The organism is Streptomyces sp. NPDC058674 (genome assembly GCF_042716505.1).
Taxonomy (GTDB): domain Bacteria; phylum Actinomycetota; class Actinomycetes; order Streptomycetales; family Streptomycetaceae; genus Streptomyces.
On the sequence record NZ_JBHXSC010000087.1, the window covers coordinates 13,424 to 26,026 of the forward strand.

Here is a 12,603-nt window from a genome sequence, read left to right on the forward strand (position 1 = left end):
GTCCTCCCGCATCCAGGCCAAGAAAAGCAGGGCGTTGATGTCGCCGTGGTCGGCGGCCTGCAGTGCCAGGGCTTCGGCGCCCTCCCGGTCCCCGGCCTCCTCCCGCATCCAGGCCAGGTGAAGCAGGGCGTCGGTGTTGCCGTGGTTGGCGGCCTGCCGGGCGAGGGCTTCGGCGCCCTCCCGGTCCCCGGCCTCCTCCCGCATCACGGCCAGGCGTTGCAGGGCGTCGGTGTTGCCGTGGTCGGCGGCCTGCCGGGCGAGGGCTTCGGCGCCCTCCCGGTCCCCGGCCTCCCCCCGCATCACGGCCAGGAGAAGCAGGGCGTTGATGTTGCCGTGGTCGGCGGCCTGCCGGGCGAGGGCTTCGGCGCCCTCCCGGTCCCCGGCCCCCTCCCGCATCACGGCCAGGAGAAGCAGGGCGTTGATGTTGCCGTGGTCGGCGGCCTGCCGGGCGAGGGCTTCGGCACCGTCCCGGTCCCCGGCCCCCTCCCGCATCACGGCCAGGCGTTGCAGGGCGTCGGTGTGGCCGTGGTCGGCGGCCTGCCGGGCGAGGGCTTCGGCGCCCTCCCGGTCCCCGGCCTCCTCCCGCATCTCGGTCAGGCGTTGCAGGGCGTCGGTGTTGCCGTGGTCGGCGGCGCGGTGGCGGAGGGAGTGGGCCCATTGCAGGCGGTGCCTGTTCTCGGCCGCATGGGTGAGGTTGCCGAGGTCGTCGGGGTTGGTGAGGTGGGTCTGGGCGGAGTGCCAGAACGACGCGGGCGGGCATAGGTGCCTGCGGCTGGTGCGGCCGTGCTGTTCGAGGTAGTCGGCGAGTCGGAACACCGGTCCCGCGATCGACGGGCCCGGGCCATGAACGGCCGGGGCCGGGGCGGAAGGGCGTCGCTGGATGCGGGGAGTGGTGCGGCGCAAGGGGGCCTGTTTGCCGTGGACGGGTGCGGCGAGTTCGGCGAAAGCCTGCTCGGCCCAGTCGTTGGTGAGCTGGTCGTAGTCGGTATCGGTGAAGTAGTCGGCGGCGGCGTCCGTGAGGAAAGTCTGCGGGAGGTGGAGGCCGACACCGAGGCGGCGGGCGTCCATCGCCACTTCCAGTACCGCTGCGGCGGCCGGGGTCGCGTGCCGGTAGCGGTTGAGGAGTTCGGGGGCACCGGCGAGGTCCTGGGTGACCTGCCCCTCGGCGCCCGCCCGGCTGAGGGCATCGGCCAGGTGCCGGTCCCCGCCCTCGGCGAGAGCGGCCGCGGCGGCTAGCGCCGGAGCGTCGAAGGTCTCGGGAACGGTCAGCATGCGCCCGGCCAGCAACTCCCGCACCCGGCTGTGCGAGCCCTCCTCACCCGGCGCGGGCAGGGCCGTGTACTGGGCGGCATACCCAGGCCAGAGCGTGCCCAGCACCAGAACCGGTCCGCACTCCGCAGTCACCAGCAGCCGGTGCACGGCCGCCGCGATCCGCTCACCCGCCGCGCGGTCGCCGAGATAGTGCTGGGCCTCGTTCAGCCACACCACGGTGCGCGGCGCAACCCGCGGCAGGTCCTCCAAGGCGTCCTGGGCGCAGTTCGGATCGAAGGAATGCCACAGCCGCCACCCCTGCGCCGCGAGCGGCTGCACGGCCTCCCAGCACGCCCGCGTCTTCCCCGTCGACGAACCACCCACCAACACCACAGCCCGACTACGGCCGGCTGCTGCTGCGACATCCTCCACCACCCCGGCCAGTACACGGTCATGCTCACGCCGCACATACCCGGGCATCATCCGGGCCCCCGACCTCCCGGGCCCGGAGGCAGCCTCGCCGGGCCCGGCCGGGTGGACCCCCAAATCGTGCGGATCCCACTCACCGATCCAACGGCCCGGCACCGACCGCACCCCACCCCCGGCGTCCTCGACCGCGCTCCGCCGCAACTCCAGCAGCTCTTCCAGCTCCTTCTGCAGCTGCAGCGCACGGGCCAGGGCCGCCACCGTCTCGGCCGAGGGGGCAGGCTTCGCTGGCGAGAGTGCCTCCGACACCGTCGTGCGCCCCAGCCCGGCACGCTTGGCGAGATCCGTCTGGTTCAGCCGCATGCGGGCCATCCCGGCCCTCAGCCTCTCCCGCAGCTCAGTCAGCGCCGGATCCTGGCTGTCGTGTTCATCGTGCACGGTACGTGCCCCCAGGACCGTCGTGTTCGCCGGTGTTCATCTTCCTCCCTGCGAACCCCGGCGAACAGGGATTCCACGACCTTCGACCACATCAACACCCCCAACACGTACCGGGAGATTGCCGTGACCGTCGCCGTCGTCCTACTCACCACCGCATTCGTGACCGTCGTCGCGCTGCTGGCCGCCGCAGGCGCGGGCAAACTCGCCCGCATGGACAACGCCAGCTATCCCACGGCCCTCACCCGCGCCGCCACCACCTTCGCCGCGGTCATCACCCTCGCCGCCGTCGTAGCCGGCACCCTCGCCGCCCTCCTCACCTGACGACCAGCCCCTCCTCAGTCTCAAAGTGCCCCCGTTTGCGGCTGGTGACAGAGCCAAGTCGGCTTCCGACCGGGTGTGAGGAGGGTGTGGGGTGGGGGAGGGTTGCGGTGACAAGGGGAGGAACACCGTGGGGAAGCGGAACGGGGCGCGCAACGGCGCCCGACGATCGGGAAATCCGGCACGCCGCGAGGCGGAGCGCCTGTACTGGACGAGGAACGTGATGGGCGAGCGCATGTACGCCGCCACAGTTCCAAGGGCCGGGGCCGTGCAGCCGGGCACCATCATCTCCGTGAGCGCCCCGGCCTTACCGGACGGTCTCCAGCTGCGGGGCGCCATCCGAGACGACGCGGCCCCGCTGGAGCCTGTGATCCGGATGGCCGACCCGGACAACCCGAACGGCTCCTGGCGGGTCCTGTCGGCCGTGATCGACCAGAGCCTCGATCCGGAGAAGTACACATGCGCGCGCGTGGTGGAGGAGACGTCATCCGGCGCGCTGGTCGGCGGCATGCTCGCGATGCCGGCAGTGTGGGCCTACACCCACCCCATGCTCGCCGGATCGCCCAACGCGCACATCATCGCCGGACTGGTCGCCACCCTGGACTCCCTGGCCGTGGTCGAAGAGTGGCGCGGGAAAGGCATCGCGCGCGCTCTGGTCGCCGAAGCCGAGACGGTGATGGGCTCCCACGAAGAGGGAAAGTTCGGCGCGGCCATCCTGTACGTCACACACGAACCGGAGCTGACGGACTACTACGCCGGGCTCGGCTTTATCCTCTCCCCCGACGGCATCGCCATCCCCACGCCACTGGGGCTGATCTGCCACGGCCCGATCGAGGGCTTCCGTTTCTCGGTGAAGCCGCTGCGCACCGGCATCCAGATGGATCCCATGCCCACGCCCCACGGGCACCACCTGATCATCCGAGGCATCCTGCCGGGCCCCGCACGCTAAGCCGGGCCCTTGGATGCCGGTGGGCACGGCGTCGCGAGCATGCCGATCGGGCCCGCAGGCTGTTCGGGGCGGCCTCTACAGCTGGAATCCCAGGTCGAGGACGTCGTTGATCTGGACTTCCTGGAGGGAGCCGGCGCGGCGGCCGCTGTCCTGGAAGTAGACCTCCTTGAGTGCTTCGGCGGTGAGTTCGCGCAGCCGGTCTTCGGTGGCGCCCTGCTCCTGGGCGGTGAAGAGGCGGGCCGCGTACTGGGGCGGCAGGGCGACGGTGATGTGCCGCTCGCGGTCCTCGTCGGTGGAGTCCATCGACGCTCCGGCGTAGCCGAGGCGGGCGTGGACGTCGATCACGATGCCGCCGGTCGTCGCCGCCTTCTCCTTCGCCTTGGCCCGGATCTGCGGCTGCCAGCGCTTCTTCACCTCTCGCTCCAGGCGCGCGGCGAGGTCCGCTCGCGGCTTCTTGATCTGCTCCTTCACGTACCGCTCGACGGTGCGCTGGGAGACCCGCAGCATCTGGGCCACCGCCTTGGTGCCCTTGTACTGCTTGACCAGGTACCGCATCTGCGCGCCGGCCGACTTCGGCACCGGGCGGGTGAACGCCTTCGCCACCGCCTGGTTGAGGCCGTCCCCGAACTCCTTGTTCATCGCGCTCCCTACTCCCCGTTGTCCTTGTCGGTGAGGTTGCCGTCCTTGATGTACCGGGCGAGGTTGAGCTCAGGCGCCTTGAACTGCTCCCTGGCCCCCTCTCCCCACAGCACGGTCTGCGTGCCCTCGTGCTTCACCAGGCCGGGGTTGACCCCGAGCTTGAAGCCGCCAGGCAGCGGCTTGCCCTCGCGGTAGGGCAGGAAGTCCAGCGGGCCCTCGCCGTCGACGGCGTAGACGACGCAGTCGGAGAGGATCGCGACCGGGTACTGACCCGTGAACGACGCGTGCTTGACCATCTTGCGGTGCAGGTTGATCCGGGTGCGGGAGATGACCGCCGCGCGGATGTCGGGCCGCCACGTCGGTCGCTCCAGGGCCCGCCACCGCTCACCGGACGTCCAGCCCTCGCCGCGGGGCCGCTCGCGCAACTTCCCCAGCCCGCCCTTCACCGTCGCCTTGACCGCACCCACGACAATCGCCATCTGCGGGTCGCGGCCCTTGTAGCCGTCCATCGCCGCGAGGAAGTCCTCGGGCGACAGGTCGGCGTCGACACCGAGGTCGGCCATCGTCGCCAGGTAGGCGTCGCGCAGCCGGCTGTACCAGCCGTCCAGGTAGCGGCCGTTCTCGTACCGGACGTACGCCTCGGTCGGCGTCACGTCGTACCCGAGCTCCTGGGCGTAGGCGACGGTCGGCGTCGCGTACCAGGCCGGTCCCTCGGGCCGGTCGCCCTTCGGCGTGAACGGGGAGGGCAGCAGCGCGCCGTCCAGCTCCACCCACTCCTTGCCGACCTTCACCCGCGACAGGTCGACGTGGCTGAGATCGACCAGCCAGCTTCCCGGGAGCTTCGGGTCGAACACGGGGTTCTTGACTTGCGTCGGCTCACCGAGGCCGACGACCAGGCCGTTCGCTCCGGCGGCGAACGCCATGTTGACGTCCAGGCCCACGAGGTGGGAGCGCATGCATTCGGCGTCGGTGAGCGGGCGCGCCCAGTCGTATGCCTCCTCGAAGAGCTTCTCGCCGGGGCCGCGGACGTGGAAGCGCGGCAGGTCCTTGAGCAGCGGGTGTCCGTCGGGGGCTTCGCACGGCGCGCAGTCCACCGGGTGCTTGCCGAGCGAGCCGGGGGTCTTGTCGTCGGCTTGCCGCAGGACGCTGGTCTCCTCGTCGCGCACGGCGTAGGTCGGCGGGTGCAGGGCGGTCATGAGCTCGAGGCCGGTGACGGCGGTGGAGCCGCGCGGGGTCATCACCCGGGCCGCGTACGTGCCCAGGACGCGGGCGAGTTCCGCCGGCGGCAGCTGTCCGGCGGCGCCCCAGAACCGGGCGTCCAGTGCGTTCCACGATGGGATGCACAGCTGGACGCACTGGCGGTCGGCGCCCTGGGCGGGGCGGTAGATCCGCGCCCACGGGCCGAATCCGCGCTTGGTGAGCTGCCAGTCGGCGCGGGTCAGCTGCTTGATGACCTTGTGGCCCTCGGGGATCCGCCCGGCGATCCGCTCTTCCTCGGTGAGGGTCACCGGGAGGCCGTAGCGCTCGCACGCGGCCGCGGTGAGCACGATCAGCGGGTCGGCCGGCCTTCCCGGCCCGGACAGCTTCGGCTGCCCGAGCTTCGCCTCCTTGAGGGTCCAGTCGACCAGGGACGGCAGGCTCTTGGCGGGCACGTCCAGGACCAGGCCGCCGACGCAGTACGCCAGCACCTTCCCGTCCTCGACGTCGACAACGGCCAGCGGCCCGTTCTCGAACCGCGGGTCCGTCTCACCCGTCGGAGCCTCGGCCGGGGTCGCGGCCGGGGCCGCCTTCTTCGCTCCGGGGCGGCGCGACGTCGCCGTCGGCCTGGTGGTGCTCGCCGGACGCGGCGCGGCCGATGGAGCAGCGGCGCGCGGGGCAGGGGCGGAGTTGGTCTGGGTGTTCTCGGTTGCAGTCATGTCCGCAGCCTCGGACGCCGGACCTGTGGACAGCGGCCGCGCTTCCGCTGGCGCGGGCACGGCGGTGAACGTGGCCGGCACCGCGACGGCAGAGACGGGGGCGGCCGCGTCGGCCGGGGCCGGAACCGGGTAGAGCTCCGCGAGCTGCTTCAGCAGTCGCGCGTACGCGTCCCGTTCCGGCGGGCGGGGCTCGGTCTTGCCCGACTCCCAGCCCGACACCGTGGCGCGGCGCACCTTCAGCGCGGTGGCCACTTCGTCGATCGTCAGACCGTGCGCGGCACGCAGCCGCTTGCGTTCCGCCGGGGGCGGAAGCGTGGAGCGGGACGCGACCAGCGCGTCGACCGCGTCGAACAACTCGGACATGGAACACCTCCTGACCAACACTCTACCCCATGGAACGTACGTTGTGCGTACGTTCTCCGTACGTACTGCGTACGTTTCTGGATTCGGGCCCGTGGAAGTGCACACTTCCGTAAGCTGGTGTGCATGACGACGGAGAGCAGTACCTACTCGATCGTGGAAGCACGCGCCCGGCTGGGCGCCATCGCGCGTGAGGTCAGCGCCACCCGGGAGCCTGTGGCCATCACCGACCACGGCCACACCATCGCGATGCTGGTCAGCCCGGCCGACGCCCTGGAGCTCCAGGAGCTGCGGGCGCTGGCCGCCTACCGCGCGCGCCAGGAGCGCGGCGAGAGCGCCGGCATTCCGCACGACGAGGCGTACCGCCGGCTGTTCGGCGCTGAGGCATGAGCTACGAAGTCATCTGGGAACCCGAAGCCCTCGCACAGGCGGAGAAGTTCGCCAAGGACGACCCCACTGGAGTGCGGCAGGTGTTCACCGCCGTCGACCACCTCGCCGACAACCCGCGGCCCGAAGGCGCCTTCGGCAGCGCCGACGTGCTGCGCATCCACGTGGGGGTGTACCGGGTGATGTACGAGGTCAGCGCCCAGCAGATCCGCGTCAGCGTCATCCACCTCGGACGCCTGCGCTGAAGTACCGAAAGGGGGCGGTCTCCGTGCAGGCCGCCCCCTTTTAGCTGAGTCCCCTGATGGACGCCGAGTACCACTCCGGGCGCGAGGGGTGGAAGCGGCTCCCCGCCACCTTCGGCTCCCTTCTCGACGCCGCCTGACCCACGTCAGTGTTTTCGACGTTGTTCGAGGCTGTCGATGAGGTTGCAGATTTCGGCCCGCGTCATGGAGCAGAGCCATGCCTTGACCCTTCCGGAGGGGAGGGTGTTCCGAGGGTCGAGCAGGTCGGCGTGCTTCTCCGACATCTTCCAAGTGGGGAAGCCGTTCTCCCGTAGTAGCTTCGTCGCGCGCTCGACCTGCCGCCCAGTAGGCGGGGTGCCGAGATCTCCGAGCGCGAGCGCCACCTGCAGGTGCTGTGTCACCGAGTCGTTGTCCCGCTTGTCGGGGTACTTGAAGTAGAGGGTGTGGGCAAATGCTGGAACAAGCCGTTTCGGCAGGTTGCCGCGGACGGGGATGTCCAAGATTCCGTTCCCGAAGAGTGGCCGGAGGGGGCCTCCGAACCAGTCGCCGAAGAAGCCGAAAGCCCGGGGAACCGCAGGGAACCACAGGTTGGTCCAACGGACGACTGCGAACGGCGCTCCGTCGTACACCACGCTCCGGTCGTGCCAGTCGTGCGAGTAGTACAGGTCGGTTCTCTCCGTGCCGCGCGGACGGTCGTAGCTTTGCGGCGGACAGGTCGGAATCTCGCGGCGGTCGACCTTCTCGTCGAACTTCTCGCGCGTGCGCGTGTAGAGAAGGTCGGCGAACGACATCGGGGTTCCTGCGCTGATGAAGTCGGTGATCAGCCACGGGTTGCCTTGGTCGCGCAGCCCGTGCCAGAGCCTGGACTGGGCGCGGCGGAAGTCCGTGGTCTCCGCATCGCTCGGGGTGCGCTTTGACCCCCTCGGGGGTAGAAGTGCCGCCATCCGCTCCAAGTGGGGCAAGCCGTCCGGGGCTCCCGTGGCGCCCTTGCGCGCCCGGTGGTTCATCTCCGACCACAGTTGGCAGATTCCGTCGTATGCGATGTAGGCGCCGAGGCTGTGGCTGACGACAACGACCCGTTCGTAACGGGGCATTCCTTCGTATCGAGACGTATGGAGCGATTTGAGGAGGTCGACGAAACCTTTTCGGATCTCATGGCGCACCGCGTAGGAGCGGGGAGAACTGTCCAGGTACCGGACGACATCGACGAAGCTGTTCGTGAGCATGCCGGGTACTGCTTTGCCCACGTGCGTCAACAAGAACGTCAGGACGACGCCGAAGGCGGAGGTCCCGAGCAACAGGGTCAGAACCCTGGGCCACTCGTCGAGTTTGTCCAGGTGGCCGCTTAGGGGCCCGAAGGTGATGACCCAGGCGAAGGTCAGGACCAGGCCCCAGAACAGCAGCCACACCCCGCGCAGCCCAGCAGGCAGCCGCCACGGCAACCTGACCAGGAGTCTGCGGAAGGTCGGTCCCATGTCGGCTAGCCGGTTGCCCTGCATGAGGTGGGCCCAGTGGTACTCGAAGAACTCTGTCTGCGGGCGGTTCCCGGCCGCCGGTGCCACGAAGCGCCGGGACTCGTACTTGCCCGTCACGATGTCCGGCCGGGACACGTACCGACGGTGGCCGGACTCGTCCGGGGGCAGCCCGGACCGTACGAAGCCCGTCAAAGCATCCAGTGGGCGTTGCTCGCCCATGCCGTGCACGATCACGACGGCTTGACGTCTGCCGCGTTGTGTGGATCCTGCCATGGCCATCACAGCTCTTCTTCTGATCCGCGAGCTGGTCGCGTGAGCCGCAATCACCCGGTCCGCTACGCCACCCCTTGGCGCACGTGGGCGTAAGGTGCTCTGCTTCCACGCTACGCCCTCGATCCGAGAGCCGACACCCGGCGGCGGCAGTGCAGGGTGCGATCGTGCACCTGCGGACAGGCGCGGTTGCGGCCAGTCGTTGTTCCAGGACCACGCCGCCTGGGTCCCGGCATCCGCGAACACCCCGGTCCGGCCGGCGAGGAGCCCGAAGACCTGGCCGCGGGCGAGCTAGTGCTGTGGCCGGAAAGGTTTGCCGGGGTGCGGCGTCCGGTGCGGTGCATCGCAAGGCGTCGGGCCGCGGCTCGTACTGGACGTACTTAAAGAGCGTTTTGTCCTGGCAAGAGTGTTTGGCAACGCAGTGCTGCCGTGGATGATTGCGGGGTGTTGGTCCGAGTAGAAGCGGTGGGGCAGGTCGCCGACGGGCGCGCGATGGTTCGGGTGCGCTCGGAGGTGGGTGCCGTTGCGGCGTTCTGGTATGGCGATCCGACGGGAGTGGGCCGCGAACATCATGTGGAGTGGACCGTTGAAGAGGACGCGGCCTGGGGCGGCAACACTCGACCGGCCACTTCATTTTCACCCGGGGTGGAGGAGGAGGAAGGCGGTCGGATCGTCTTTCGGGGGCGGCTGGGCCTGACGGGCGATGGCGGAGCCATGCTGGAAGTAGCTGGAACCCATATCCTGTTCGACCTCGCCGACCCGCCGCCGTCGACTGCTGTGGATGGAACGTGGGTCGAGATCAGTGTGGAGCGGAACAGCGTCAGCCTGTGGCCCTACCTGCTGTGATTCACAGGAGCCCGACGCTGCCGCCGTTCAGCTGTCGCGCCAGTTGTGGGTCGATTCGCGGGTGAGTCTGCGGCTCATGAGGTCGATCATCGCTATGTTGATCATGGCTTCGGAGCGGTGGGGGTGGGTTTCGTAGTCGCGGGCGAGGCGGCGGTGGTGCATGAGCCAGCCGAACGTCCGCTCGACGACCCAGCGCGGCGGAATCACCTTGAAGCCCTTCTGGGCGGGGTCGCGGCGGATGACTTCGACGTCGATGCCTAGGCGGGCGCCGTGGTCGATGGCCTTGGTGCGGTAGCCGCTGTCGGCCCACGCCTTCGTGACGCGAGGGTGGCCTTCGGCAATGTTCGAGAGCAGGCGGATTCCGCCGGCGTTGTCGGAGACGCTGGCGGCGGTGACCAGCACGGCCAGGAGGAGGCCGACGGTGTCGACGCCGATGTGCCGTTTGCGGCCCGCGATCTTCTTGCCCGCGTCGATGCCCTGGCCGGCCGCGGGCACGTTGGCCGAGGTCTTGATGCTCTGGGCGTCGAGGATGCAGGCGCTGGGCTCGGCGTCTCGGCCCTCGGCCTTCCGGACCAGCCGTCGCAGGAGTCCGTTGAGCTGGTCGAAGACGCCGTCCTTCTGCCAGGCGGCGAAGTATCCGTAGACGGTTTCCCACGGGGCGAAGTCGTGTGGCAGGTACCGCCATGGGATCCCGGTCCGGTCGACGTAGAGGATGGCGTCTACGATCCGGCGCAGATCGTGTTCGGGTGGCCGCCCGATGTCCAGGCCCTTCCCTCTGCGTTCTGCTCGCCAGGCGCTCAGGGTTGGTTCGAGCAGTTCCCAACGGGCATCGGACAGGTCACTCGGGTACGGCCGCTGTCGGCGAGGCATGTTTCCGTAGTACCGATGGCAGCCGTCCCGCCACAGGGCGCAAACAGGCGTGACCGGGGGCGTGTTGGGATCAGACAGGAGCGAAGGGACCGAAACGGGCCTTCGAAGGCTGTCACCCGCCCCATCTGCCACAACAAGCGCCTACCGCCTCAGTCGGCCCGAAGCGGCCTGCCACCTGAACTGCAGCGAAGCACCCCTGTCGGGACAAAACGCTCTTTTAGTGAGTGTTTGAGTACCTCGCTACTGTTTCCCACGTCGTAGTTCGGGGTGAGCCCGGACTGAAGGAGGGGTGGGTAAGTGGAGGAGACCTGGTTCGAGCAGGTGTTCCGGAGGAAGCCGCATCCTGGATTGCGCCTGCTAGTACTCCAGCTGTAGATCGTGATCTTTGCGTTGTTGGGCTGCTTGGCGCTGGTAGTGGCCGGCACGGGCTGGCTCGGTCTGGTGCGGTCGCGCCAGTCGTCGGCGGGTCACGCCGTCGTGTCCGCCGGATGGCCGGACTCGGCGAGGGGCCCCCGGTCGGGGCGCAGCGAATAGAGCACCTCGTACACCTCGCGGCGGCTGCGAAAAACTTGTTGGACGGGAAGGCCGGGCGATGCCACTGTCTGGCTGTGACCATGATCAAAAGCTATTCCGGAGCTGTTTCGTTGCCCGACGGCCTCGCTCTGCGACAGGCGAGGCCCGCAGATCTTGAGCAGATCGGCGCGCTCCTGTCCGAGCGCGGTGAGCCGGACGACGCCATCGACCACCGGCTGGTTGTCACCGACCCCGACGCGGGCTGGTCCGCCTGTGCCGTGGTTGTCGACGGCGACCGGGTCGTGTCCACCGCGACGCTCCTCGACGAGGAGGTGTCCATCGGGGGCGTCCGTCTGCCTGCCGGCCAGGTGGAACTGGTCGCCACCGAGAGCGAATACGAGGGGCGCGGGCTCGTAAGGGCGTTGATGCACTGGGCTCACGAGCGTTCGGCTGCCCGTGGCCACGTCGTTCAGGCGATGATCGGAATCCCGTACTTCTACCGGCTGTTCGGCTACGAGTACGCCATCGACATACCGCAGGCGCTGAACGTGAACGCCCTGCCGCCTGGCGATGGAACGGCCACGCTCCGTGCCGCCCGGCCCTCCGACGTCCCCTCCATGGCTGCCCTGCAAGCCTCGGCCCAGAGCGGGTTCGATGTGACCATGCCGCACTCCGCGGCGTGCTGGCGATGGCTCCTGGACCACGAGTCGAGCAACCTCTGGGTTCTCGAGCACGCCGACACGATCATCGCCACCGCGCGCACCACGCCTCCCGGTGAGGAGATGCTCCTGGCCGAGGCCGCGGCACGCGACGAAGCGGCGGCACGCGACCTCCTGAGCGGCGTCGCCGCCCTGGCAGCCGGCGACCCGCTACGGATCGTCCATCGGGCAGGCACCGTGACAGGTGCCGCGTGGCAGGAGTTCGTCGACCACGAACCGCACCGGAATGCAGAGCAGTACTACATCCGCATCCCGGATGTCGCAGCGCTGCTCGACAGGCTGCGTCCGCTGTTCTGGCAGCGCCTCACCGCGGCCGGGATCGACCGCACCGGCAAAGACATCGTCATCTCCACCTTCGGCGCCCACTACCGGATTCCCGTTCTCGCCGACGGGCTCGGTGAGGTCGTCACCGGCGGCCCGATCCAGTCGCCGGGAGCTGTGGAAGGCGCCGGTGTGGCGCCGGACCATCTGGCCGCCCTGTTGTTCGGCCCGCACGGAATGGAGGGGCTGACCCGGATCCGTCCCGACGTCTACTCCGCGGACGAGGAGATGTTCCAGGTGCTTTTCCCTCCACTCACCGCCGACGTACTCAGCTACTACCTCCCGTACTAGTGTCCTGCGCCGGAAGCTCCTAGTAATCCAGCTGTAGATCGTGATCTTTGCATTGTTGGGCTGCTTGGCGCTGGTAGTGGCCGGCACGGGCTGGCTCGGTCTGGTGCGGTCGCGCCAGTCGTCGGCGGGTCACGCCGTCGTGTCCGCCGGATGGCCGGACTCGGCGAAGGGCCCCCGGTCGGGGCGCAGCGAATAGAGCACCTCGTACACCTCGCGGCGGACCTCTACCGCTTCGTACGCGGCAGGGATTGTGCGGGCGAGCTCGGTCTCCCGGAACGCGTCGAGCGCCTCGCGGCTCTCGAAGAAGTAGATGCCGCACACGTCGCCGGTTGCGCTGTCGCGGCCGTAGACCTTCTGCAGGAGACCGGGTAC

12 protein-coding genes are annotated in these 12,603 nt (G+C 69.3%); 6 read left to right on the top strand and 6 right to left on the bottom strand.

Annotated elements, in window-relative coordinates; translation table 11 throughout:
• The coding region (locus ACFWU6_RS30415; protein WP_383984273.1) for a helix-turn-helix domain-containing protein at positions 1-2,115 on the bottom strand (2,115 nt) is incomplete at its 3' end.
• A gap of 123 nt (positions 2,116-2,238) precedes the next feature.
• Here ACFWU6_RS30415 and ACFWU6_RS30420 point away from each other — a divergent pair.
• Together ACFWU6_RS30420 and ACFWU6_RS30425 are read left to right on the top strand one after the other, a co-directional pair.
• Positions 2,239-2,436 (top strand): hypothetical protein, encoded by a 198-nt coding sequence (locus tag ACFWU6_RS30420; RefSeq protein ID WP_383984275.1) that lies wholly within the window; start codon positions 2,239-2,241, stop codon positions 2,434-2,436.
• Positions 2,437-2,725: 289 nt separating this feature from the next.
• Positions 2,726-3,382, top strand: a complete 657-nt coding sequence (locus tag ACFWU6_RS30425; RefSeq protein WP_383984278.1) for a GNAT family N-acetyltransferase — start codon at positions 2,726-2,728, stop codon at positions 3,380-3,382.
• Between the two features lie 75 nt (positions 3,383-3,457).
• Here the strand turns inward: ACFWU6_RS30425 and tpg are convergent, their stop codons facing one another.
• Both tpg and tap read right to left on the bottom strand, forming a co-directional pair.
• Positions 3,458-4,021 carry a telomere-protecting terminal protein Tpg gene (tpg, locus tag ACFWU6_RS30430; RefSeq protein ID WP_329449363.1) on the bottom strand — a complete coding sequence of 188 codons (564 nt, stop codon included), beginning with the start codon at positions 4,019-4,021 and terminating at the stop codon, positions 3,458-3,460.
• An 8-nt stretch (positions 4,022-4,029) separates the two neighbouring features.
• Positions 4,030-6,300 (bottom strand): telomere-associated protein Tap, encoded by a 2,271-nt coding sequence (gene tap, locus ACFWU6_RS30435; protein WP_383984281.1) that lies wholly within the window; start codon positions 6,298-6,300, stop codon positions 4,030-4,032.
• Positions 6,301-6,423: 123 nt separating this feature from the next.
• Here tap and ACFWU6_RS30440 point away from each other — a divergent pair, with 123 nt between their 5' ends.
• Together ACFWU6_RS30440 and ACFWU6_RS30445 are read left to right on the top strand one after the other, a co-directional pair.
• Positions 6,424-6,687 (top strand): type II toxin-antitoxin system Phd/YefM family antitoxin, encoded by a 264-nt coding sequence (locus ACFWU6_RS30440; RefSeq protein WP_266975791.1) that lies wholly within the window; start codon positions 6,424-6,426, stop codon positions 6,685-6,687.
• Positions 6,684-6,929, top strand: coding sequence for a type II toxin-antitoxin system RelE/ParE family toxin (locus tag ACFWU6_RS30445; protein WP_383984285.1), 246 nt, complete (start codon positions 6,684-6,686; stop codon positions 6,927-6,929). The genes ACFWU6_RS30440 and ACFWU6_RS30445 overlap by 4 nt, the downstream gene beginning before the upstream one ends.
• Positions 6,930-7,072: 143 nt before the next feature.
• Here ACFWU6_RS30445 and ACFWU6_RS30450 read toward each other — a convergent pair whose 3' ends face one another.
• Positions 7,073-8,680 carry a hypothetical protein gene (locus ACFWU6_RS30450; RefSeq protein WP_383984288.1) on the bottom strand — a complete coding sequence of 536 codons (1,608 nt, stop codon included), beginning with the start codon at positions 8,678-8,680 and terminating at the stop codon, positions 7,073-7,075.
• Between the two features lie 456 nt (positions 8,681-9,136).
• On the opposite strand from ACFWU6_RS30450, the gene ACFWU6_RS30455 reads away from it, so the two are divergent.
• The gene (locus tag ACFWU6_RS30455; protein ID WP_383984291.1) at positions 9,137-9,517 is read left to right on the top strand and encodes a hypothetical protein; all 381 of its coding nucleotides are present in this window, start codon (positions 9,137-9,139) and stop codon (positions 9,515-9,517) included.
• A 27-nt stretch (positions 9,518-9,544) separates the two neighbouring features.
• Here ACFWU6_RS30455 and ACFWU6_RS30460 read toward each other — a convergent pair whose 3' ends face one another.
• Entirely contained in the window at positions 9,545-10,387 is an 843-nt protein-coding gene (locus ACFWU6_RS30460; protein ID WP_383984294.1) for an IS5 family transposase, read from the bottom strand.
• 614 nt (positions 10,388-11,001) lie between these two features.
• On the opposite strand from ACFWU6_RS30460, the gene ACFWU6_RS30465 reads away from it, so the two are divergent.
• Complete coding sequence (locus ACFWU6_RS30465) at positions 11,002-12,231, top strand: GNAT family N-acetyltransferase (RefSeq protein ID WP_383803309.1); 1,230 nt, start codon at positions 11,002-11,004, stop codon at positions 12,229-12,231.
• A 129-nt stretch (positions 12,232-12,360) separates the two neighbouring features.
• Here the strand turns inward: ACFWU6_RS30465 and ACFWU6_RS30470 are convergent.
• On the bottom strand, positions 12,361-12,603 hold a 243-nt coding region (locus tag ACFWU6_RS30470; RefSeq protein ID WP_383984297.1), incomplete at its 5' end, for a YdhR family protein.